Origin of the sequence: Citrobacter sp. Igbk 14 (genome assembly GCF_028069825.1) — a bacterium.
Taxonomy (GTDB): Bacteria; Pseudomonadota; Gammaproteobacteria; order Enterobacterales; family Enterobacteriaceae; genus Citrobacter.
This window is the reverse complement of the sequence record NZ_JANEWM010000024.1, coordinates 32,732-54,453: the sequence shown is the minus strand read 5'-3', so window position 1 is coordinate 54,453 and position 21,722 is coordinate 32,732. Positions and strand designations below refer to the sequence as shown.

Below are 21,722 nucleotides of genomic sequence, written 5' to 3'. Positions count from 1 at the left end.
TCGCGCTATGCCACCGGGTTCTGCCGTGACCTCAACCTTTAGCGTTTGCTTATCTGGTCAAAGGTACCGCCGTTAGAAAAATGCGTTTTCTGCGCTTTCGTCCAGCCGCCAAACTCTTCATCAATGGTGAACAGTTTCAGTTTCGGAAATGCGCTTTCGTATTTCTTCGCGACGTCAGCATCACGCGGGCGATAGTAGTTTTTCGCCGCAATCTCCTGACCTTCCGGGGAATAGAGATACTTCAGGTAAGCTTCTGCCACCGCTTTGGTATCTTTCTTTTCCACGACTTTGTCGACAACGGAAACAGTCGGCTCAGCGAGGATAGATTCACTTGGGGTGACTATCTCGAATTTATCTTTGCCCAACTCATTCGTTGCCAGCAACGCTTCGTTTTCCCAGGCGATCAGCACATCGCCAATCCCTCGTTCAACAAACGTATTGGTTGAGCCCCGCGCACCGGAATCCAGTACTTCAACGTTTTTAAACAGTGCCTTGACGAAGTCCTGCGCTTTGGCCTGATCGTTGTTGTTGTTGTGCAGAGCGTAGCCCCATGCCGCCAGATAGTTCCAGCGTGCGCCGCCTGAGCTTTTCGGGTTTGGAGTAATCACTGACACACCCGGTTTGACCAGATCGTTCCAGTCATGAATTTGCTTTGGGTTGCCTTTGCGTACCAGGAAGACAATGGTGGAGGTGTAAGGCGCAGAATTGTCCGGCAGGCGTGTAATCCAGTTTTTATCGATACGGCCACGTTCAGCAATGGCATCCACATCGTAAGCCAGCGCCAGCGTCACGACATCGGCTTCGATACCGTTGATGACAGAGGTCGCCTGCTTACCAGAGCCGCCGTGCGACTGGCGGATAACGACGTTATCGCCTGTTTCCTGCTTCCAGTGTGCGCTGAATGCTTTGTTGTACTGTTCGTACAGTTCACGTGTTGGATCGTACGATACGTTAAGTAACTGAATATCCTTTGCCAGAACGCTGGTCGATGCCAGCAATAATGTTAACCCTACGCCCCATTTGTTCATCGCCCAGCTCTCTTATGTGGTGTTGTGATGAGCAAAGCGTGCCAGAAAGAGATCCAAACATTAAAGAATAAAAAAAGATTTGCTATAACTTCGAGGAATAAATCTGAGGGATTGCCGGATGGCGGCTAACGCCTTATCGGCCTATAAGTTTCTGCAACCTGTAGGCCTGATTAGCGTAGCGCCATCTGGCGCGCAAAAAATACAATCAGTACAGTTTTTTCGCGCAGTCCAGCCAGTCACCTTTGAACGGACGCTTCATGTTTTCGATAGCGTCGATAATGTCGTGGTGAACCAGTTGCTCGTTCTGAATACCGACGCAGCGACCGCCATGACCTGCCAGCAGCAGTTCAATAGCATATGCGCCCATTCGGGACGCCAGAATACGGTCGTAAGGAACCGGAGAACCACCACGCTGGATGTGACCCAGTACGGTAGAGCGCGTTTCACGGCCCGTTTCTTTTTCAATGTAATGTGCCAGTTCATCAACGTCACACATGTGCTCAGTGATCGCTACGATGGCGTGTTTTTTACCTTTTGCGATACCGGCTTTGATTTCAGCAACCAGATCGTCACGGCTAAATTCAACTTCCGGAACCACGACAAATTCACAGCCACCGGCAATTGCTGCAGCCAGGGTCAGGTCGCCGCAGTAACGGCCCATCACTTCAACGATGGAGATACGCTGGTGAGAAGAAGAAGTATCACGCAGACGGTCAATCGCTTCGACGACGGTACCCAATGCGGTGAAATAACCGATGGTGTAGTCGGTGCCTTTAATATCGTTGTCGATAGTGCCCGGCAAGCCGATGCACGGGAAGCCCATTTCAGTCAGGCGTTTTGCACCCATGTAAGAACCGTCACCACCGATAACAACCAATGCGTCGATGCCACGTTTCTTCAGATTTTCGATAGCCACTGCACGCACATTTTCGTCGCGGAATTCCGGGAAGCGAGCAGAACCGAGGAAAGTACCACCACGGTTGATCATATCGGACACGCTGTAGCGGTCAAGCTGGACCATACGGTCTTCATACAAACCCAGGTAGCCATCATGGATCCCCATGACTTCCAGTCCTTCCGTTAACGCTGCACGTACAACACCACGGATTGCTGCGTTCATGCCCGGCGCATCACCGCCGCTTGTCAACACACCGATTTTCTTAATCATGACTACCTCTGAACTTTGGAATGCAAAATGAAATCTGCTGCCGGAAGTCGATTCCGCATATCGAAACGATCCAACGAATATGCAGATAGTATAACAATCACTTCCTGCTGAATTGATTCAGGTCAGGCCAAATGGTGGTAATTTATACACAAAATGCTGGCCCGGCTCACTTTTTACAACGAATTATGAAAGCTCAAACATCTTGCCTTCCTTGGGTACGACTGAACAGGGATCCTGGTGAATAATCACATCCGATCCCGGGAAACGCCGTAAAATTGCCTGCTCCACCTGCTCAGCCACTAAATGCGCCTGAACGAGCGGCAGATTATCTTCCATTTCCAAATGAATCTGAATAAAGCGGGTCGGCCCTGACTGCCGCGTGCGAAGATCGTGAGCGCCGCTGACACCTGGCCATGACGTCACTATATCAATAATTTCCTGACGTTCCTCATCGGGTAAGGCGCGATCCAGCAAGGATTGCACTGCCTCATACCCCATGCGTAATGCACTATATAAAATATAGATGCCAATCCCGAGCGCAAACAAGGCATCCGCACGATGCCAACCATACCAGGCCAGTCCAAGCGCAACGAGAATCGCACCGTTCATCATAACATCAGACTGATAATGAAGCATATCTGCCCGTACAGCCTGACTTTGCGTACGTTTCACCACCCAGCGCTGAAACGTGACCAGAATGATAGTACAAATTAACGCAATAACGGTGACAACTACCCCGACACCCGGATCTTTCATCGGCGTCGGTTGGATGAGATGCTGAATCCCGGTCAGGAATAAAAACAACGCCGAACCGGAAATAAACATACTTTGCGCCAGCGCCGCCAGAGATTCAGCTTTCCCGTGCCCAAACGTGTGCTCATCATCTGCTGGCTGCAACGAATAACGCACCACCAACAGATTGGTTAGCGACGCAGCGATATCGACCAGGGAATCCACCAATGCCGCCAGAATACTGACCGATCCGGTGTACCACCACGCAAAAATTTTGATCAAAAGTAACAGAGAAGCCATCACGGTCGCAGCGATTGCCGCCCGACTGACCAGTCGCCCATAGGTTTGATTCATAAACACTCCTGCCAGGATATGCCGCTAGTATAACGGATGAAGTAAAACAGTCAGGCAATAACCGAGTGACAAATTTTGGGCAAAAAAAACCCCCACATCATGTGGGGGAAGACAGGGATGGTGTCTATGGCAAGGAAAACAGGGTTACTACTGGGAACGTGAGTTGCTACTACTCAATAAATTCAACGATGAGCTTTTTTGCCATTGCGTTACATCACGCAGTTGCTCCATTCGTTGTTCATGTTTCTCATTTAAAACCGCTTGCTGCTCGGGCGTTAACAGGCGATACATCTGGTTGCGGACCCTGGCTATTTCAACCTGGCGGGCAACCTGTTCTTGTGCCATTTTTTCTGCCTGAGCGCGCACAGCGCTTTCATCAAATTTCTCTGCGGTGACAAGACGATGCATTGTCTCCATTTCGCTAACATTTACAGGAGGCTGTTCGTGTCTTGCCTGCTGCATTAAATCTCGCATCTGTTGACGTTGATGTTCGGTTAAACTGATACCGTCAAACATGTGGCTCTGTACGCTGCGCTGCGATGAGCCTTCACCCAGGTGCCAGTGATCGCCTGTGACGACTTCAGCTGCATGGCTTAAAGTACTGAGTGCCAGCGTTGAGGCCATGACGGCAGCGGTAACTTTGCCCATCACTTGCTCCCAAAATCTTTTCTGTCGCGATTCAACGAGAGACAGTTTACGATTCGGGCTGCAAACATGCGTCAGGGGGTGTAAAACAACGTAAAGTCATAGATTAGCGACGCCTGATGACGTAATTTCTGCCTCGGAGGTACGTAAACAATGAATAAAATCCTGTTAGTTGATGATGACCGAGAGCTGACTTCCCTGTTAAAGGAGTTGCTCGAAATGGAAGGTTTCGATGTGCTGGTTGCCCATGATGGGGAGCAGGCACTTGAGCTTCTGGATGACAGCATCGATTTACTTTTGCTCGACGTCATGATGCCGAAGAAAAACGGCATCGATACACTGAAAGCGCTTCGCCAGACACACCAGACGCCCGTAATCATGCTGACCGCTCGCGGCAGCGAATTGGATCGCGTACTCGGCCTTGAGCTGGGTGCAGACGACTATTTACCCAAACCCTTTAACGACCGCGAACTGGTTGCGCGTATCCGCGCTATTCTGCGCCGCTCTCACTGGAGCGAACAACAGCAGACCAGCGATAATGGCTCGCCGACGCTGGAAGTGGATGCGTTAAGCCTGAATCCGGGTCGCCAGGAAGCCAGCTTTGATGGGCAAACCCTGGAGTTAACCGGCACCGAATTCACCCTGCTTTATTTACTGGCACAGCATCTCGGCCAGGTCGTTTCTCGTGAACACCTGAGTCAGGAAGTCCTGGGCAAACGCCTGACGCCGTTTGACCGCGCTATCGACATGCACATCTCGAACCTACGTCGTAAGCTGCCAGAGCGAAAAGACGGGCACCCGTGGTTTAAAACCTTGCGTGGTCGCGGCTACCTGATGGTCTCCGCTTCATGATAGGAAGCTTAACCGCACGCATCTTTGCCATTTTCTGGTTAACGCTGGCGCTGGTGTTGATGTTGGTACTGATGCTGCCCAAGCTCGACTCACGTCAGATGACCGAGCTACTGGACAGCGAGCAGCGCCAGGGGTTGATGATCGAGCAACACGTGGAAGCTGAGCTGGCAAACGACCCACCCAACGATCTGATGTGGTGGCGTCGCTTGTTCCGTGCTATCGACAAGTGGGCACCGCCAGGACAGCGGTTATTGCTTGTCACTACAGAAGGACGTGTAATCGGCGCAGAACGCAACGAAATGCAGATCATTCGTAACTTTATTGGTCAGGCTGATAACGCTGACCATCCGCAGAAGAAAAAATATGGTCGCGTTGAGATGGTCGGGCCCTTCTCCGTCAGAGATGGTGAAGATAACTACCAGTTGTATCTCATTCGACCTGCCAGCAGTTCACAGTCTGATTTCATCAACCTGTTGTTTGACCGGCCCCTGTTGCTGCTGATCGTCACCATGCTCGTCAGCTCGCCGCTGCTGCTTTGGCTGGCATGGAGCCTGGCAAAACCAGCGCGTAAACTGAAAAATGCGGCGGATGAAGTGGCACAGGGTAACCTGCGTCAGCATCCGGAACTGGAAGCCGGCCCGCAGGAATTTCTGGCGGCAGGTGCCAGTTTTAACCAGATGGTGACCGCGCTGGAACGCATGATGACCACGCAGCAACGCCTGCTGTCGGACATCTCTCACGAGTTGAGAACGCCACTAACACGTTTGCAACTGGGGACTGCGCTGCTGCGCCGTCGTAGCGGTGAGAGCAAAGAGCTGGAGCGCATTGAAACAGAAGCGCATCGGTTGGACAGCATGATCAACGACCTGCTGGTGATGTCGCGTAATCAGCAGAAGAACGCGCTGGTCAGTGAAACCGTGAAGGCTAATCAGCTATGGGGCGACGTGTTGGATAACGCCGCCTTTGAAGCCGAGCAGATGGGCAAATCGCTTACCGTGAATTTCCCGCCGGGACCGTGGCCGCTGTATGGCAACCCGAACGCACTGGAAAGCGCATTGGAAAACATTGTGCGTAATGCCCTGCGCTATTCACATACGAAGATTGAAGTTGGCTTCGCGGTGGATATTGACGGGATTACCATCACCGTAGACGACGATGGTCCAGGCGTGAGTCCTGAAGACAGAGAGCAGATTTTCCGTCCATTCTATCGCACCGATGAAGCGCGCGATCGTGAGTCCGGTGGGACAGGTCTGGGTCTGGCGATTGTTGAAACCGCTATTCAGCAGCATCGAGGCTGGGTGAAGGCAGAGGACAGTCCGCTGGGAGGTCTACGTCTGGTGCTTTGGCTACCGCTGTACAAACGTACCTAATCAATTTCGGCCTACATCGTGTAGGCCGATTTTTTATACACCATCACAGGTTTACGCCAGGCGGGAAATTTCTGGCGCGAGGATCCACTCTGCGCTGTCATTCCACACATCCATATGGGTAATTTTTCCCTCGCGGACTTCAAAGCGATCGATATAACGGTTGCCCGCAAACGCACGACCATCAGGCCATTCGCCATACAGCGTACCGTTCGAATAAACCACTACGCAGTCTTCGTGCGCTACCGCATCAAACTCACCCAGCGCTTTTTTTACCCACTTATAGCGTTCGCTATTAAAGCGGGCAATATCCGCTGCACCGGCCATTTCTCGCCGTCCGGTAAAGGTAATCTTCACCTCAGGATGCGTAAACGTCGCTGCACGCTCAGCATCGGGGATCATCGAGGCAACCAGAAACGCTTTAACAATTGCCACCGCATTTTCAGATTCAGTCATTACACTTCCGTCCTTTCCTGAGGGGGATGACTGCCCCATAACCGTCGGGCATTGTCTTCAATTTTGCCACTCAGGCGACGTTTCTGCATTGTCCTGGTCCAGCTTTTCGATAATCCTGCCGCTGACAGCAGGCGGTGATACTGGTCATCGTCAAACGGCATATGCCACGCAATGGCAATGGCCTCCCGCAGACTGACATCGCTCACACGCGACACCAGTTCCAGCGGCGCATCCGCGGACACTTGCCCCGGCGCGATAACACTGTACAACCAGCCTATCTTCCCCGAAGCCTGCATCTGACTGGCCATATCGCTAATGCCAAAATGGAAATTCAGCTTAAAACACGGTGAACGCGGCTGTGTGACCTGAATCAGCGCCTCGCCCCACTGGAAAATATCGCCGATATAGACATTCTCTTCTGTCAGCCCAAGCGTCGAGAGATTCTCCCCAAAGGCGGGGGCGACAAATAACTCCGCCTGTTCGGGGAATTCTTGTATCCAGTGCTGATAGTGTTCACGCGGATAGTGGCACAGCGCGCGATCCGGCCCGCCATGAATTTTAGTCTCCGCCTGTTCATCGCCCGTGAGCCCCAGATCGGTCAGCATCAACTCGCCATCGACCTGAACTTTAGCAATCGCGCTGGGACGGCTTCCCGTGTAGTCCCGAATCTTGCCTGTAAAAACATCGACCGGATATCGCATCTGTTCCCTCTCCCGATAAATTTCTCCCATTACACCATATTTATTTTACCCCAGTCGCTCAAAATGAGAGCACGGTTCACATGAAACTTAGGGACACATGCTATCAATGTAATCTTGTTTTGAAACATCATTTCAATTAAGGAGTCGACAACGTGACTGGTCAATCGCAATTTGCTGGCGTCTGGTGTCCTTCCATTACGCCAATGGACAATGATGGCAAGATCGATCTCAATGGTCTGAGCCAGCATCTCAAACGCCTTACTGAGGCAAAAATCGACGTTATTTTGTTGATGGGCAGCATTGGGGAATTTGCTTCCTTTACGCTCGAAGAAAGGCTGTTGCTGATCCGTGAAGCCCGTACGATGAGCTCGCTGAAGATGGTCGCGAACGTCTCATCCACCTGCCAGAATGATGTTTTGTTGATGGCCCAGGAGGCGCATCGCGCCGGTTACGATGCCGTCATGATCCTGCCGCCATACTACTACGGTCAAACGTCGAAGCAGCTACTAAGCTACTTTCGCCAGTTGGGACAGAAGCTCAGCGGCAAATGGTTTGCCTATAACTTCCCGGCGCGAACTGGCTGCGATTTAACCCCTGAACTGGTTGCCACGCTGGCAGCGGAATTCCCGAACTTTGCTGGCATTAAAGACACCGTGGACTGCCAGTCCCACACCCGCAGCATGATCCAGACAACCCGTGCCGTGCGGGAAGATTTTGCAGTGCTGTCGGGTTATGACGAATACTACATTCCTAACCTGCTGGCTGGCGGCGCGGGGATCATCTCAGGCCTCAACAACGTTATGCCTGAGCTGTTTGTCAGCGCACGCGAGGCGTTTAAGCAGGGCGATCTGGCGGCGCTGCGTGAGATTCAGGATAAGATTGGCACCTACATGTCCATCTACGCCATCGGCGAGGATTTTGTCACTACCATCAAGACCGTTGTGTCACGGAAGTTTGGCTATTGCACCGGAGTATCACGAAACGCGGGTGGAGAGTTGAACGAGAGTGAGTGTCGGACTATTGATGAGGTGTTCGTCGTCAAAGGTTAACGCATTAAGCCGGATGGTGCAGACCATCCGGCAAAAGAGGCTTACTTCACGGTACCGCGAAGATCAATTTCCGCCGCTCTGGCTTTGGCTCTTTTCGACCAGATGGACGTGATAATCGGTACGAGGATCGAGGTTACAATCACCGAGGTCGCCACCAGGGAGGTGGCCGCTGGTGCCATCGGTTTGAACGCCGGAACCATTTCAGCAATCAGCACCGGTGTGGCAACGGCCGCGCCAGCAGAACTGGACGCCGCAATCCCCGCAGTACCATCCCCACCACCAATCAGTTTATCGGCAATAATCAACGGAATACCGGTAATGATAATGACCGCTACGCCCAACAGAATACCCAGAACGCCAGTCTGCGCAATGACGCTCAAATCAATAGTGTTACCCAATGCGAAGGCAAAGAAAGGGATCAGCGTCTGCACGGCTTTACTGAAGAATTCCCGCAGCTCAGGATCCAGATTACCCAGCGCAAAACCAATCAGGAACGGCAATACCGCCCCCACAAATACATGCGGTTCAAACGACGCAATCCCGGCGGTTCCCAGAATGACCATGGTCATCAGTGGACCTGACTCCAGCGACATCAGGACAAACGCCCCAGCCTCTTCTTTGGTGCCGTATTGCTGCATGATCGAAGCATACAGCCCGCCGTTAGTCATATCCATTGCGGCCACCAGCGCCAGCGTGGACAACCCGGCGAAGAACCCCACTTCCACACCATGTTCAGGAAGAATGCGCGATGCGATCGCCGCTACCACCCATGCGACCAGGATCTTGGTTATCACTAGCGTGCCGGATTTACGCAGTACGGTTCCGGTAGCGCTCAGCTTAATCGACGCCCCCATGCAAAAGAACCAGACGGCCAGAATCGGCACCGTACCGGTGATCATGCCGTTGGTAAATGAGCCGAAGTATTTCCCGGCGCCGGGTGAAAAGGTGTGACATAACGCGCCCAGAAAAAGTGGTACCAACATCATACCGCCTGGGATTTTCTCTATCGTACGTTTGATCTGCATTTCCATCACCTGTAGACATAAAAATGGGGCAATTTTTATGGGCGACTGCATCTTGCTTTTGAGATGCGCCCGTCTTGATGAAAAGAAGATAGACATTCAGAGAAACTATAAAAGTGATCCCACTCGCATAATAAAACCTTGTTTCAATTTAAATGGATCAATGTTCCTATGTTGATTTTGATCACAAAAAAGCCCCCACAGGCATCGCTTGCAGGGGCTGTATCACGTCATCAGATCCCGACCCGATCAGCATAACGCTCTCAGGTTTCAGGCATCATTAAACTTATTTTTTTGCGGCAAAACGCGCTGCGGCTTCGTCCCAGTTCACTACGTTCCAGAACTCTTTGATGTAGTCCGGGCGACGGTTCTGGAATTTCAGGTAGTAAGCGTGTTCCCAGACGTCCAGGCCCACAATTGGGAAGCCGGAAGCACCAGAGATAGCTTCACCCATCAGCGGGGAATCCTGGTTAGCGGTGGAAACAACAGCCAGTTTGTCACCTTTCAGAACCAGCCACGCCCAGCCGGAACCGAAACGAGTGGCTGCTGCTTTTTCAAATTCAGCTTTGAAGTTGTCAACGGAACCGAAGTCACGTTCGATAGCCGCTTTCAGGTCGCCCTGCAGCGTGGTACCGGTTTTCAGGCCTTTCCAGAACAGGCTGTGGTTAGCGTGACCGCCAGCGTTGTTACGCAGAACGGTTTTCTTATCCGCAGGCAGCTGATCCAGTTTGGTAATCAGCTCTTCAGCAGACAGGCTCGCGAATTCAGGCAGGCTTTCCAGCGCAGCATTAGCGTTGTTTACGTAAGCCTGGTGGTGTTTGGTATGGTGGATTTCCATCGTCTGCTTATCGAAGTGCGGTTCAAGGGCATCATAAGCGTACGGCAGGGATGGCAGTGTATAACTCATAATCATCTCCAGTATTGTCGGGCGGCCAGTGTTAACGCCGCGTAAGCAGTTGGGTCATTATAGTTAATTAAATGATATTGAAAATGATTATCAATGCCGTACTTTTTACAGGGTCTTAATTATTCATCACCATTACTGAAGATGTGAGCCAAATCACCCAGTTAACGTGATGATTGCCAACAAGAGGACAAAGGCGGCAATCGTCAAAAGGTTAATCATCTGCGTAATTTTTAAACTCGTTGTGTCGGAGGGGTTATGACCGACGATAAAAAATAACGAGGATTCAGTCATGAGTAACGCGATTACGATGGGTATTCTTTGGCATTTGATAGGCGCAGCCAGTGCAGCCTGTTTCTATGCCCCGTTCAAACAAGTTAAACATTGGTCATGGGAAACAATGTGGTCGGTGGGCGGGATCGTCTCCTGGCTTATCCTGCCATGGACCATCAGCGCCATGTTACTTCCCAATTTCTGGGCCTACTTCAGCTCTTTTAGCCTCTCCACGCTGGCACCGGTATTCCTGTTTGGCGCGATGTGGGGGATCGGTAATATCAACTATGGCCTGACCATGCGCTATCTCGGCATGTCGATGGGGATTGGTATTGCGATTGGTATTACCCTGATTGTCGGCACGCTGATGACCCCTATCATCAACGGTAACTTTGATGTGCTGATCAACACCAATGGCGGACGCATGACGCTACTGGGCGTATTGGTCGCGCTGATCGGCGTGGGCATTGTGACCCGCGCAGGGCAGTTGAAAGAACGTAAAATGGGCATCAAAGCAGAAGAGTTCAACCTGAAGAAGGGGCTGGTACTGGCGGTAATGTGCGGCATTTTCTCTGCCGGGATGTCCTTTGCGATGAACGCGGCGAAACCCATGCACGATGCTGCTGCCGCGCTGGGCGTCGATCCGCTGTACGTCGCGCTGCCAAGCTATGTCGTCATCATGGGCGGCGGTGCTTTAGTCAACCTGGGCTTCTGTTTTATTCGTCTGGCAAAAGTGAAAGATCTTTCGATAAAAGCCGACTTCTCGTTAGCCAAACCGCTGATCATCACCAACGTGCTGCTGTCCGCGCTCGGTGGTCTGATGTGGTATCTACAATTCTTCTTCTACGCCTGGGGCCACGCTCGCATTCCGGCGCAGTATGATTATGTCAGCTGGATGCTGCACATGAGCTTCTATGTCCTGTGCGGTGGTATTGTTGGTCTGGTGCTGAAAGAGTGGAAAAACGCGGGCCGCCGCCCGGTCAGCGTACTGAGCCTCGGCTGCGTGGTCATTATTCTCGCGGCAAATATTGTCGGTCTGGGGATGGCCAGTTAATCATTCGGGCTACTGAGATGACGCCACTGGCTCGGCGTCATCCCGGTTTCTCGCGTGAATACCACCGAAAAGTAATTACTGTCTTCAAAGCCACAGCGCATAGAAATTTCACCGATCATCAGTCTGCTGTGCTTGAGCAGATACTGAGCATGGCAAACCCGCACCTGGCGGAGATACTGGTTGATGGTCATTCCGGTCTGGCTGCGAAACTGCTGACGCAAAACTCGCTCACTGCACTGTTCCTGCTCGCAGAATTTATCCAGCGCAAAGGCATGTTCATGACTCCCGGCCAACGCGGTAATCAACTTATCCAACAACGTTTCACTTGATGTCGCTGGCAGCGTATCCGTGGCATAGCGATGCCGTTTGAAATGAGTCACCAGTTGCCCAAACAGCAATTCAGCCATTTCAAAAGCCAGCGGGTCACGCTGATTACTCTCGTGTTCAAGCTGACTAATTATCTGCCGGGCCTGGGACATACCAGCGCTGCCGAGCCGCCAGTGAGGCTGTCGCGGCGAGCCGTTAAATCCTGGGATCGCGCTTTCCCAGCCGACATTCAGCGTCAGCCGTTCCGGGCAGTAAATGATATTTTGCAGGACGAGATCGTTAACTGAGGTGTAGGAGTGTTTGTCTTCGGCACGGATATAAAACAGATCGCCACGGGTTATCCGGTACGGGCGATCGTTGAGAACATGCAGGCCATTGCCGCGCCACACCATCACCAGCTCGCAAAACTCATGAGTATGTTCGGCAAACACATCCTGCGGGTAACGATCGGCCACCGCGACGGCCTGGTGGTCATTCGCAAAAAAGTCTGATTTCAGAAGGACCAGATGATTCACCATCACATCACCTCAACCTGAACGCTTGTCGGATGCGCTACGTTTATCCGGTCTACAGGGCATCCACGTAGGCCGGATAAGGCACAGCCGCCATCCGGCATAAAAGGGTATGATTATCAGCAAACGGACGGAAAAAAACGTTGATAGCTTTCGCGTTACTGGAGGCTGCTTCCAGTAATGACATCGCGCCCCTGTCTGATATCGCGCGGCGACCAGTTAAACTCCCGGCGAAACAGTGTCGAAAAATGGTTACTGTCACCAAACCCGCAGCGATAAGCGATGTCCGTCACGCTGTCATCACTGTGACGTAGCAAATGGCGGGCTTTGATAAGCCGTAGGCGGTTAAGATAGCGCTGTGGCGTCAGCCCGGTCTGTTGTTTAAGCTGGCGATGTAAAGTACGTAAAGAGAGCGAAAACTGCTCGGCTACGGCTTCCCAGCACACTTCGTCGGCAAAGTTGTCCTCCAGCCATGCCAGTAGTTGGTTCAGTCGCGCATCATTATCTGTTGCCGCTTCCATCAGGCTACTTTTACGCAACAGCACCAGCAACTGCATGAACAAGATCTCACGATTTGCCGCCGTTGGGGTATCCATTGCCTCACCAAGATTTTCCATTTGTCCCACCAGATGCCGAACCTGCTGCAGCACGCTCTGATTCACCCGCCAGTGCGATGGATATTGCCCATTCAGCTCCTGGGGTAACAACTGATTCAGCCCGGCCAAAAACTGAAACGCATCCGGGGAACGATACAGAATATTGGTCAGACACAGGTTGTCAGTATGTTCATATAAGTGTCTGTCATGATCGCGGACAAAACACACCGTTCCCCCGCTAATGGTATAAGGCTGTCCATTGAATACATGGATTCCCGTACCATGCTCAACCACTACAATTTCATGAAAATCATGATGATGCTCTGGAAAAGCAGGCTGAGGAAGCCGGGGTTCAATCGCCACGGGCGCTTTACCTGTCGGAAAAAAATCCACGCAATGCAATACGGTCATGATGACATCCACCCCGATCAAATGAACATGGCTGAATAGTAATTAAGGGTTATCACCCTCACCTTAAATTTTTGACGCCAAAGTGCGTAAACACGGTCAATTCTTCAAGAAATAGCGGGAAAGATCGGGAATTGCGAAAGGGCTCACATCAGAAGAAACCATCCCTATTAGTAGAAACTGTGAACGCTATCACGTTCACCTTTGCCATGCTGCCAGCCGCCTATTGTCGTTGTCATTAACAAGAAGGTACGCCATTTCACGGGTTCTTAGACTGAGTGCAATGAAACTCAGAAGGACCTCGCTATGACTCTTCGCCATTGTGTCGCTGTTGATCTCGGTGCATCCAGTGGACGCGTAATGTTGGCGCGTTACGACAGTGAACACCGTACCCTGACACTGCGTGAAATCCACCGCTTTGTTAACTGCCTGCAAAAAACAGACGGTTTTGACACCTGGGACATCGACAGCCTGGAAAACGACATTCGCCTCGGTCTGCAGAAAGTCTGCGATCAAGGCATTCGGATCGACAGCATCGGCATTGATACCTGGGGCGTGGATTATGTCCTGATCGATAAAAACGGTCAGCGTGTCGGATTGCCAGTCTCTTATCGCGATAGCCGCACCAACGGCATTATGTCGCGGGCCATGACGCAGCCAGGTAAAAGTGAAATCTATCGCCGTAGCGGCATTCAGTTTCTGCCCTTTAATACCCTGTATCAGTTCCGCGCGCTGGTCGAACAGCAACCGGAACTGATCCCCCAGGTGGCGCATGCCCTGCTGATCCCCGATTACTTCAGCTATCGCCTGACCGGAGAAATGAACTGGGAATACACCAACGCCACCACCACCCAGTTAGTCAATATCAACACCGACGACTGGGACGAAACCCTACTGGCCTGGAGCGGTGCCGACAAAGCGTGGTTTGGCCGCCCCACGCATCCGGGGAACGTAATTGGTCACTGGATTTGCCCGCAGAAAAATCAAATCCCGGTGGTTGCCGTCGCCAGCCATGACACCGCCAGTGCGGTGATCGCTTCACCGCTGGCCGATAAACACAGCGCATACCTCTCTTCAGGCACCTGGTCACTGATGGGTTTTGAAAGCCGAACCCCATATGCCAACGATGCGGCACTGGCGGCGAATATCACCAACGAAGGCGGCGCGGAAGGACGCTACCGCGTGCTGAAAAACATCATGGGGCTGTGGCTACTCCAGCGCGTGTTAAAAGAGCGGCAGATAACCGACCTGCCTGCGCTTATCGCCCAAACCCAGGCGCTGCCGGCCTGCCAGTTTCTGATTAACCCCAACGACGAGCGCTTTATCAATCCTGACGACATGAGCGCGGAAATTCAGGCAGCCTGCCGCGAATCTGGCCTGCCAGTGCCGATGCAGGATGCCGAACTGGCGCGCTGCATTTTCGACAGTCTGGCGTTGCTGTACGCCGATATCCTGCAGGAACTGGCTGAGCTTCGCGGCGAAGCATTTCACCAACTGCACATCGTCGGTGGTGGGTGCCAGAACGCATTACTCAACCAACTTTGCGCGGATGCCTGCGGTATTCGCGTCATATCCGGGCCTATTGAGGCCTCCACGCTCGGCAATATTGGCGTCCAGTTGATGACGCTGGATGAGCTAAACAACGTCGATGATTTCCGCCAGGTGGTACGCGCTAACTACGACCTGACAACCTTCATCCCCAATCCTGAAAGTGAAATTGCCCGCCACAAAGCGCAGTTTCAACCATTACGACAGACAAAGGAGCTTTGCGCATGACCACTCAACTTGAACAAGCCTGGGAACTGGCAAAACTGCGTTTCGCAGCGGTAGGTATTGATGTCGAGGAAGCATTACGCCAGCTCGATCGTCTGCCGGTCTCCATGCACTGCTGGCAGGGCGACGACGTAGCCGGATTCGAAAACCCGGAAGGTTCGCTCACGGGTGGAATTCAGGCAACCGGTAACTATCCGGGCAAAGCGCGTAACGCCAGCGAACTGCGTGCCGATCTGGAGCAGGCACTCAGTCTGATCCCTGGCCCTAAACGTCTGAATCTGCATGCCATTTATCTGGAATCAGAGACGCCGGTTGCCCGCGACCAAATCAAACCTGAACACTTCAAAAACTGGGTGGAATGGGCAAAAGTGAACCGCTTAGGGCTGGATTTCAACCCATCTTGCTTCTCACACCCGCTGAGTGCCGACGGTTTCACGCTGGCGCACGCCGACGACCATATCCGCCAGTTCTGGATTGACCACTGTAAAGCCAGCCGCCGCGTTTCTGCGTATTTCGGCGAGCAACTGGGTACGCCGTCGGTGATGAACATCTGGATCCCCGATGGCATGAAAGACATCACTGTTGACCGTTTAGCGCCGCGCCAGCGTCTGCTGGAAGCGCTGGATGACGTGATCAGCGAGAAGTTCGACCCGGCGCACCATATTGATGCCGTCGAGAGCAAGCTATTTGGTATCGGCGCTGAAAGCTACACCGTCGGCTCTAACGAGTTCTATATGGGTTATGCCACCAGCCGCCAGACAGCATTGTGCCTGGATGCAGGTCACTTCCATCCGACTGAAGTCATTTCCGACAAGATCTCCGCCGCCATGCTGTACGTGCCGCGCCTGCTGCTGCATGTCAGTCGTCCGGTTCGTTGGGACAGCGACCACGTGGTGCTGCTGGATGATGAAACTCAGGCGATTGCCAGTGAGATCGTGCGCCACAACCTGTTCGACCGCGTACACATTGGCCTCGACTTCTTCGACGCCTCAATCAATCGCATTGCCGCATGGGTTATCGGTACCCGCAACATGAAAAAAGCGCTGTTACGTGCGCTGTTAGAACCAACCGAACAGTTGCGTCAGCTCGAAGCCAGCAGCGACTACACCGCCCGTCTGGCCCTGCTGGAAGAACAAAAATCGCTGCCGTGGCAGGCCGTCTGGGAGATGTACTGCCAGCGTCACGACACCCCAGCCGGTAGCCAGTGGCTGGAAAGTGTGCGCGCTTATGAAAAAGAGATTCTGAGCAAACGTAGCTAAGCGTGACGCCAGGCTTGTAGGCCGGATAAGACGCCCTGCGTCGCCATCCGGCAGTGAATGAAACACGATTGCCGGATGGCGCTGCGCTTATCCGGCCAGCGTAAGACCCGATAACGTTCGGGCAATAAACAGGAACACCGACATGCAAAACATTACCACGTCCTGGTTCGTCCAGGGGATGATCAAAGCGACTTCTGATGCCTGGCTGAAAGGCTGGGATGAACGCAACGGCGGTAACCTGACGTTACGTCTTGATGAAGCAGATATTGCGCCATTTAGCGCCGATTTCCACGAAAAACCGCGCTATATTGCGCTGAGTCAGCCTATGCCGATGCTGGCGAACACATCATTTATCGTCACGGGTTCCGGCAAGTTCTTCCGTAATGTTCAGCTCGACCCGGCCGCCAATTTAGGCGTGGTGAAAATTGACAGCGACGGCGCGGGTTATCACATCCTGTGGGGTCTGACCCATGAAGCCGTACCGACTTCAGAACTGCCGGCCCATTTCCTCTCTCACTGTGAACGCATTAAAGCCACCAACGGCAAAGACCGCGTCATCATGCACTGCCACGCCACCAATCTGATCGCACTGACCTACGTACTGGAAAACAACACGGCACTGATTACCCGTAAGCTGTGGGAAGGCAGCACCGAATGTCTGGTCGTGTTCCCGGATGGCGTCGGCATTCTACCGTGGATGGTACCGGGTACCGATGAGATCGGTCAGGCTACCGCGCAGGAAATGCAGCAACACTCGCTGGTACTGTGGCCGTTCCACGGCGTATTCGGCAGTGGGCCAACGCTTGACGAAGCGTTCGGCTTGATCGACACCGCAGAAAAATCCGCTGAGGTGTTAGTCAAAATTTATTCGATGGGCGGTATGAAGCAAACCATCACACGTGAAGAGCTGATCGCACTCGGCAAACGTTTTGGCGTGACCCCGCTGACCAGTGCAATAGAGCTGTACTGATACCTCCCCACTCAACGCCGGATGCGGCTTCGCCTTATCCGGCCTACAGGATTTTATTGTTAAGGAGAATAGTGATGAGCTTTATGTTGGCATTACCAAAAATCAGTCTGCATGGCGCAGGGGCAATCCGCGATATGGTGAGCCTTGTGGCGAACAAACAATGGGGCAAAGCGCTGATCGTCACCGATGGCCAACTGGTGAAGCTGGGTTTGCTGGATAGCCTGTTTGCCGCGCTGGATGAACATCAGATGTCTTACCACCTGTTTGATGAGGTGTTCCCGAACCCGACAGAGGAGCTGGTGCAGCAGGGTTTTGCAGCATATCAGGCCGCAGAATGTGACTACATTATCGCATTCGGCGGTGGCAGCCCGATCGATACCGCTAAGGCAGTGAAGATCCTGACCGCTAACCCGGGTCCCTCCACGGCGTACTCCGGGGTGGGAAAAGTGAAAAATGCGGGCGTACCGCTGGTTGCCATTAACACCACCGCAGGTACGGCGGCGGAAATGACCAGCAATGCAGTCATTATTGATTCCGCGCGTAAGGTCAAAGAGGTCATTATCGACCCGAACATCATTCCGGATATCGCCGTGGATGATGCCAGCGTGATGCTGGAGATACCGGCGTCCGTGACTGCCGCGACCGGTATGGATGCCCTGACCCACGCTATTGAAGCCTATGTCTCCGTCGGCGCACATCCATTGACCGATGCCAACGCGTTAGAAGCGATTCGCCTGATTAATCTGTGGTTGCCAAAAGCTGTCGACGATGGGCATAACCTTGATGCCCGTGAGCAGATGGCGTTTGGCCAGTATCTCGCGGGCATGGCGTTCAACAGTGCCGGTCTTGGCCTGGTGCATGCGCTGGCGCACCAGCCGGGCGCGACACACAACCTGCCGCACGGCGTTTGCAATGCCATCCTGCTGCCAATAATCGAGAATTTTAATCGCCCCAACGCCGTGGCACGCTTTGCCCGCGTGGCGCAGGCAATGGGTGTCGATACCCGCGACATGACCGATGAGGCAGCAAGTATGGAAGCCATCAACGCGATCCGCGCATTGAGCAAACGCGTAGGTATTCCTGTCGGCTTTAGTTCGCTTGGGGTAACCAAAGAAGATATCGAAGGTTGGCTGGACAAAGCATTGGCCGATCCGTGTGCGCCTTGTAACCCACGCACAGCCAGCCGCGATGAAGTCCGCGAGCTGTATCTGGAGGCGTTATGATCCGCAAAGCCTTTGTGATGCAGGTGAATGCCGATGCACACATTGAGTATCAACGTCGTCATAACCCCATCTGGCCCGAGCTGGAAGCAGTGCTGAAAGCCCACGGCGCACATCACTACGCGATTTATCTCGATGAGACGCGCAACCTGCTGTTTGCCACAGTCGAGATCGAGTCCGAAGCGCGCTGGAATGCCGTCGCCGAGACTGAGGTTTGCCAGCGCTGGTGGAAGTATATGCGTGACGTAATGCCCACCAATGCAGACAACAGCCCGGTCAGCTCAGCGCTAAAAGACGTATTTTATCTGCCGTAAGTTAAATGCCCGGTAGCGCAAGCTTACCGGGCCTACAGTTTTATTTTTTGTAGGTCGGATAAGCGATAGCGCCATCCGACAATTCAATTTTGCTCAGTCTTATAGGCCGGATAAGGCGCTAACGCGCCGCATCCGGCACAACGCAACATAACAGTTAGTTCTGCTCAGAAACCAGAATCGCCTGGGTATCCGGCTCCAGTGCTTTAAAGATATGGGCTTGATCGGCGGGATAACAGATATAGTCTCCCTCACCCAACTCTTCCGGTGCCTCAGTCAACCCGACCAGCGCCTTCCCCTGCGTCACAATAATATGCTCCACCGATCCCGGTGGATGTGGCTGTGAAATGCGGTCTGCACCGGGTTGCGTCAGCAGCAGGTAGATATCCCGTCGAGCGCCTGGAGGGCAAGCTGCCAATAAAATCGCCTGATAATGGGCCTGTTCCGCCACCACTTTTGTCCCTTCACCGCGGCGAATCACCTGCGTTTTTTGCTCCTGCGGTTCCAGTAATCGGGCAAAGGGGATATCCAGCGCCACACACAGTGACCACAGCGTTTCCAGGCTAGGATTTCCATTACCGGCTTCCAACTGGGAAAGCGTAGATTTTGCAATCCCCGCACGACGTGCAATCTCTGCCAACGACAAACCGGTACGCTGACGTTCGCGCACCAGACTTTTGGCAATCATACTGATGGGTTGGGTCATATTCGACTCTGTGTTTTTTATATCGAACGAATCGTTCGACTTGTAAAGCGATTCTGTTCCGTTCATTATAATGGAAATTCGTTCGATATGGCTAAAACAGTATGAAACATTATTTCTCCAGCCTCAAAGGCGACACGATAAAAGCAATTTTTTTAGTGTGCCTGGCCGTCGGTGTGGTGGGCATGTCCTACGGCTCGCTGGCAATGGCTTACGGCTTCCCGATTTGGGTGCCCTTTGTACTCTCGATTACCGTGCTGGCCGGGGCTTCTGAATTTATGTTCATCGGTATTATCGCCAGCGGCGGAAATCCGTTGGCGGCAGCGGCGGCCGGGTTACTGGTGAATGCCCGACATGTGCCGTTTGGCGTGACGGTACGCGATCTGGTCGGTACTCGCGCCGCCAGCTTTCTCGGCTGCCATATCATGAACGATGAAAGCGTGGTGTTCGGCCTGTCGCAGAAGACACCGGAACAACGTAAAGCTGCCTACTGGTTATGCGGTCTGGGCGTCGCCATTTTCTGGCCAATTGGCACACTGATCGGTGCCGGTGTCGGTAAGCTGCTCCCGGCACCTGAAACCATTGGGCTGGATGCCGTTTTCCCTGCCATTCTGCTGGCCTTAGTGGTTCCGGCCTTTAAAAACCGCACCACGCTCATCCGTGCCTGTAGCGGGGCCGCATTGTCACTCGCGTCCGTACCTTTCGCACCGGTAGGCTTGCCGGTACTGCTCTCACTGTTTGGCTTACTGGCGAGGAAAAAATAATGGGTAATATGACGCTGTTTATCGTCGGAATTGCCGTGCTGTCTTTGGGTACATATTTAATGCGCTTAGGGGGAGCAAAACTGGGAGGGCGTTTAGCCTTTTCTGAACGTTCACAGGCGTTGCTTTCTGATGCTGCAACGGTATTACTGTTCTCCGTCGCGCTGGCAACCACCTTTTATGAAGGCGAACACTTTGCCGGCATGGCGCGCGTACTCGGTGTGGGTTTCGCGGTCTTTCTCGCCTGGCGCAAAACGCCATTGATTGTGGTGATTATCGCTGCAGCAGTGGTAACCGCACTGCTGAGAATGGCGGGTATAAACTAAAAAAGCGCCCCTGGGGCGCTCTTTCTACCGTACTGAGATAACTTATTTCAGCAGTTCAGCGGTCATATGCACACGGTTACCGGTGTAAGCCTGAGTGATTTTATAATCGCTGGCACCCGCACGTTCAGCCTGAGCGGCAATTTTAGCTTCAGCGCTTTCCAGTGTGGAGCCGGTCGCTGTAACAGTCTGGGCAGCGAAAGAACCGAAAGAAGTAGCGAGAGCGATAACTGCGACAAAAGTTTTGATGCTTTTCATGATATAAACCCTTTCACTTAGTTGTTTGAGTAAGGCACTGTGCCTTGATGTGATAAATAGTAGCCTTCATATCACACAACTAAAAGCGGAAGGATTTGCCAGTCTTATTCAAATTATTTGAGAGATAAGATGTCACATAATCGGGAATCACAGTGGCTTGCAGGCAGCCGAAGAAAAACGCAACCGGCGGGAAGTTGGTTACTGCGTCAGGGTGAACCGCAAAGTAAAATTCATCTTTTACATCATGGCGTTGCACGTGCGGTGTATCACGCAGACAGCGGCGTTGAAAGGGTTAAAGAGTTCTACTTTGCCGGGGAGTACTGCTTTCTGTACCTGAACTGGCTAACCAACACGCCTGCTGATTACAGTCTGCAAATGATCGCCGCTGGTGAAACCACTGAAATCCCCTTGGCGTTGCTGGATGCGCCGGAAAATCAGGATATTAAGACCCAGCTACTGGTCCAGCAGTTGATCTACAAAGAGAAAAAAGAACAAATGCTGCTGCTCAATACCCCAGAACAGCGCTACCAGTATGTACAAACACACTTCCCGGACTGGGAGTCGCAACTCACTCAGCGCGATCTCGCCAACTATATCGGCATTACCCCCGTTAGCCTGTCTCGTATTCGCCAGCGTCTTAACAAAGGTTAACGCCTTACGCTGATGCGTCGATTATTGTCCCGTCACTCTTTCATA

General features: G+C 52.7%; 24 protein-coding genes. 12 read left to right on the top strand and 12 right to left on the bottom strand.

Going from position 1 to position 21,722, the window contains the following annotated elements:
- Positions 1-38: 38 nt before the first annotated feature.
- From sbp to cpxP, 4 genes are all read right to left on the bottom strand, one after another.
- The gene (gene sbp / locus NNN64_RS11595) at positions 39-1,028 is read right to left on the bottom strand and encodes a sulfate/thiosulfate ABC transporter substrate-binding protein Sbp (protein ID WP_271441480.1); all 990 of its coding nucleotides are present in this window, start codon (positions 1,026-1,028) and stop codon (positions 39-41) included.
- A 205-nt stretch (positions 1,029-1,233) separates the two neighbouring features.
- On the bottom strand, positions 1,234-2,196 hold the full coding sequence (gene pfkA, locus NNN64_RS11590) for a 6-phosphofructokinase (protein WP_003028778.1): 963 nt from the start codon (positions 2,194-2,196) through the stop codon (positions 1,234-1,236).
- 183 nt (positions 2,197-2,379) lie between these two features.
- Positions 2,380-3,282: a CDF family cation-efflux transporter FieF gene (fieF, locus tag NNN64_RS11585; RefSeq protein ID WP_137381453.1), complete on the bottom strand. Its 903-nt coding sequence runs from the start codon at positions 3,280-3,282 to the stop codon at positions 2,380-2,382.
- A gap of 147 nt (positions 3,283-3,429) precedes the next feature.
- The gene (cpxP, locus tag NNN64_RS11580) at positions 3,430-3,930 is read right to left on the bottom strand and encodes a cell-envelope stress modulator CpxP (RefSeq protein ID WP_137381452.1); all 501 of its coding nucleotides are present in this window, start codon (positions 3,928-3,930) and stop codon (positions 3,430-3,432) included.
- Positions 3,931-4,080: 150 nt separating this feature from the next.
- On the opposite strand from cpxP, the gene cpxR reads away from it, so the two are divergent.
- Complete coding sequence (gene cpxR, locus NNN64_RS11575) at positions 4,081-4,779, top strand: envelope stress response regulator transcription factor CpxR (protein WP_048214010.1); 699 nt, start codon at positions 4,081-4,083, stop codon at positions 4,777-4,779.
- On the top strand, positions 4,776-6,149 hold the full coding sequence (gene cpxA, locus NNN64_RS11570) for an envelope stress sensor histidine kinase CpxA (protein WP_137381451.1): 1,374 nt from the start codon (positions 4,776-4,778) through the stop codon (positions 6,147-6,149). Before cpxR ends, cpxA begins: the two co-directional genes overlap by 4 nt.
- Before the next feature lie 51 nt (positions 6,150-6,200).
- Here cpxA and NNN64_RS11565 read toward each other — a convergent pair whose 3' ends face one another.
- Together NNN64_RS11565 and yiiM are read right to left on the bottom strand one after the other, a co-directional pair.
- Positions 6,201-6,602: a nuclear transport factor 2 family protein gene (locus tag NNN64_RS11565; protein WP_271441479.1), complete on the bottom strand. Its 402-nt coding sequence runs from the start codon at positions 6,600-6,602 to the stop codon at positions 6,201-6,203.
- Positions 6,602-7,303 carry a 6-hydroxyaminopurine reductase gene (yiiM, locus tag NNN64_RS11560; protein WP_271441478.1) on the bottom strand — a complete coding sequence of 234 codons (702 nt, stop codon included), beginning with the start codon at positions 7,301-7,303 and terminating at the stop codon, positions 6,602-6,604. The genes NNN64_RS11565 and yiiM overlap by 1 nt, the downstream gene beginning before the upstream one ends.
- Before the next feature lie 152 nt (positions 7,304-7,455).
- Here yiiM and NNN64_RS11555 point away from each other — a divergent pair, with 152 nt between their 5' ends.
- Positions 7,456-8,352: a dihydrodipicolinate synthase family protein gene (locus NNN64_RS11555; protein ID WP_271441477.1), complete on the top strand. Its 897-nt coding sequence runs from the start codon at positions 7,456-7,458 to the stop codon at positions 8,350-8,352.
- A 41-nt stretch (positions 8,353-8,393) separates the two neighbouring features.
- Here NNN64_RS11555 and kdgT read toward each other — a convergent pair whose 3' ends face one another.
- Together kdgT and sodA are read right to left on the bottom strand one after the other, a co-directional pair.
- Positions 8,394-9,377, bottom strand: coding sequence for a 2-keto-3-deoxygluconate transporter (kdgT, locus tag NNN64_RS11550; protein ID WP_003028743.1), 984 nt, complete (start codon positions 9,375-9,377; stop codon positions 8,394-8,396).
- Between the two features lie 283 nt (positions 9,378-9,660).
- On the bottom strand, positions 9,661-10,281 hold the full coding sequence (sodA, locus tag NNN64_RS11545) for a superoxide dismutase [Mn] (protein ID WP_003840480.1): 621 nt from the start codon (positions 10,279-10,281) through the stop codon (positions 9,661-9,663).
- A gap of 289 nt (positions 10,282-10,570) precedes the next feature.
- Here sodA and rhaT point away from each other — a divergent pair, with 289 nt between their 5' ends.
- Positions 10,571-11,605 (top strand): L-rhamnose/proton symporter RhaT, encoded by a 1,035-nt coding sequence (rhaT, locus tag NNN64_RS11540; RefSeq protein WP_137381447.1) that lies wholly within the window; start codon positions 10,571-10,573, stop codon positions 11,603-11,605.
- Here the strand turns inward: rhaT and rhaR are convergent.
- Both rhaR and rhaS read right to left on the bottom strand, forming a co-directional pair.
- Positions 11,602-12,450 (bottom strand): HTH-type transcriptional activator RhaR, encoded by an 849-nt coding sequence (rhaR, locus tag NNN64_RS11535; protein WP_137381446.1) that lies wholly within the window; start codon positions 12,448-12,450, stop codon positions 11,602-11,604. The genes rhaT and rhaR overlap by 4 nt on opposite strands.
- A gap of 152 nt (positions 12,451-12,602) precedes the next feature.
- Positions 12,603-13,451: an HTH-type transcriptional activator RhaS gene (rhaS, locus tag NNN64_RS11530; protein WP_048214016.1), complete on the bottom strand. Its 849-nt coding sequence runs from the start codon at positions 13,449-13,451 to the stop codon at positions 12,603-12,605.
- A gap of 303 nt (positions 13,452-13,754) precedes the next feature.
- Between rhaS and rhaB the strand changes: the two genes are divergently transcribed.
- The 5 genes from rhaB (at position 13,755) to rhaM (ending at position 18,984) form a co-directional block, all read left to right on the top strand.
- A complete protein-coding gene (rhaB, locus tag NNN64_RS11525) occupies positions 13,755-15,224 on the top strand; it encodes a rhamnulokinase (protein WP_271441476.1) in 1,470 nt (489 codons plus the stop codon).
- On the top strand, positions 15,221-16,480 hold the full coding sequence (gene rhaA / locus NNN64_RS11520) for an L-rhamnose isomerase (protein WP_271441475.1): 1,260 nt from the start codon (positions 15,221-15,223) through the stop codon (positions 16,478-16,480). The genes rhaB and rhaA overlap by 4 nt, the downstream gene beginning before the upstream one ends.
- A 142-nt stretch (positions 16,481-16,622) precedes the next feature.
- Complete coding sequence (gene rhaD / locus NNN64_RS11515; protein ID WP_271441474.1) at positions 16,623-17,450, top strand: rhamnulose-1-phosphate aldolase; 828 nt, start codon at positions 16,623-16,625, stop codon at positions 17,448-17,450.
- 74 nt (positions 17,451-17,524) lie between these two features.
- Positions 17,525-18,673 (top strand): lactaldehyde reductase, encoded by a 1,149-nt coding sequence (fucO, locus tag NNN64_RS11510; protein WP_271441473.1) that lies wholly within the window; start codon positions 17,525-17,527, stop codon positions 18,671-18,673.
- Positions 18,670-18,984: an L-rhamnose mutarotase gene (gene rhaM, locus NNN64_RS11505; RefSeq protein ID WP_271441472.1), complete on the top strand. Its 315-nt coding sequence runs from the start codon at positions 18,670-18,672 to the stop codon at positions 18,982-18,984. The genes fucO and rhaM overlap by 4 nt, the downstream gene beginning before the upstream one ends.
- 154 nt (positions 18,985-19,138) lie before the next feature.
- Here rhaM and NNN64_RS11500 read toward each other — a convergent pair whose 3' ends face one another.
- Positions 19,139-19,687 carry a helix-turn-helix domain-containing protein gene (locus NNN64_RS11500; RefSeq protein WP_271441471.1) on the bottom strand — a complete coding sequence of 183 codons (549 nt, stop codon included), beginning with the start codon at positions 19,685-19,687 and terminating at the stop codon, positions 19,139-19,141.
- Positions 19,688-19,788: 101 nt separating this feature from the next.
- Here NNN64_RS11500 and NNN64_RS11495 point away from each other — a divergent pair, with 101 nt between their 5' ends.
- A complete protein-coding gene (locus tag NNN64_RS11495) occupies positions 19,789-20,448 on the top strand; it encodes an AzlC family ABC transporter permease (RefSeq protein ID WP_271441470.1) in 660 nt (219 codons plus the stop codon).
- The gene (locus NNN64_RS11490; RefSeq protein WP_137381438.1) at positions 20,448-20,771 is read left to right on the top strand and encodes an AzlD domain-containing protein; all 324 of its coding nucleotides are present in this window, start codon (positions 20,448-20,450) and stop codon (positions 20,769-20,771) included. The genes NNN64_RS11495 and NNN64_RS11490 overlap by 1 nt, the downstream gene beginning before the upstream one ends.
- A gap of 42 nt (positions 20,772-20,813) precedes the next feature.
- Here the strand turns inward: NNN64_RS11490 and NNN64_RS11485 are convergent, their stop codons facing one another.
- Positions 20,814-21,026 carry a DUF1471 domain-containing protein gene (locus NNN64_RS11485; protein ID WP_003825262.1) on the bottom strand — a complete coding sequence of 71 codons (213 nt, stop codon included), beginning with the start codon at positions 21,024-21,026 and terminating at the stop codon, positions 20,814-20,816.
- A 129-nt stretch (positions 21,027-21,155) separates the two neighbouring features.
- Between NNN64_RS11485 and NNN64_RS11480 the strand changes: the two genes are divergently transcribed.
- The gene (locus NNN64_RS11480) at positions 21,156-21,677 is read left to right on the top strand and encodes a Crp/Fnr family transcriptional regulator (protein WP_271441469.1); all 522 of its coding nucleotides are present in this window, start codon (positions 21,156-21,158) and stop codon (positions 21,675-21,677) included.
- The last annotated feature ends 45 nt before the right edge of the window (positions 21,678-21,722 follow it).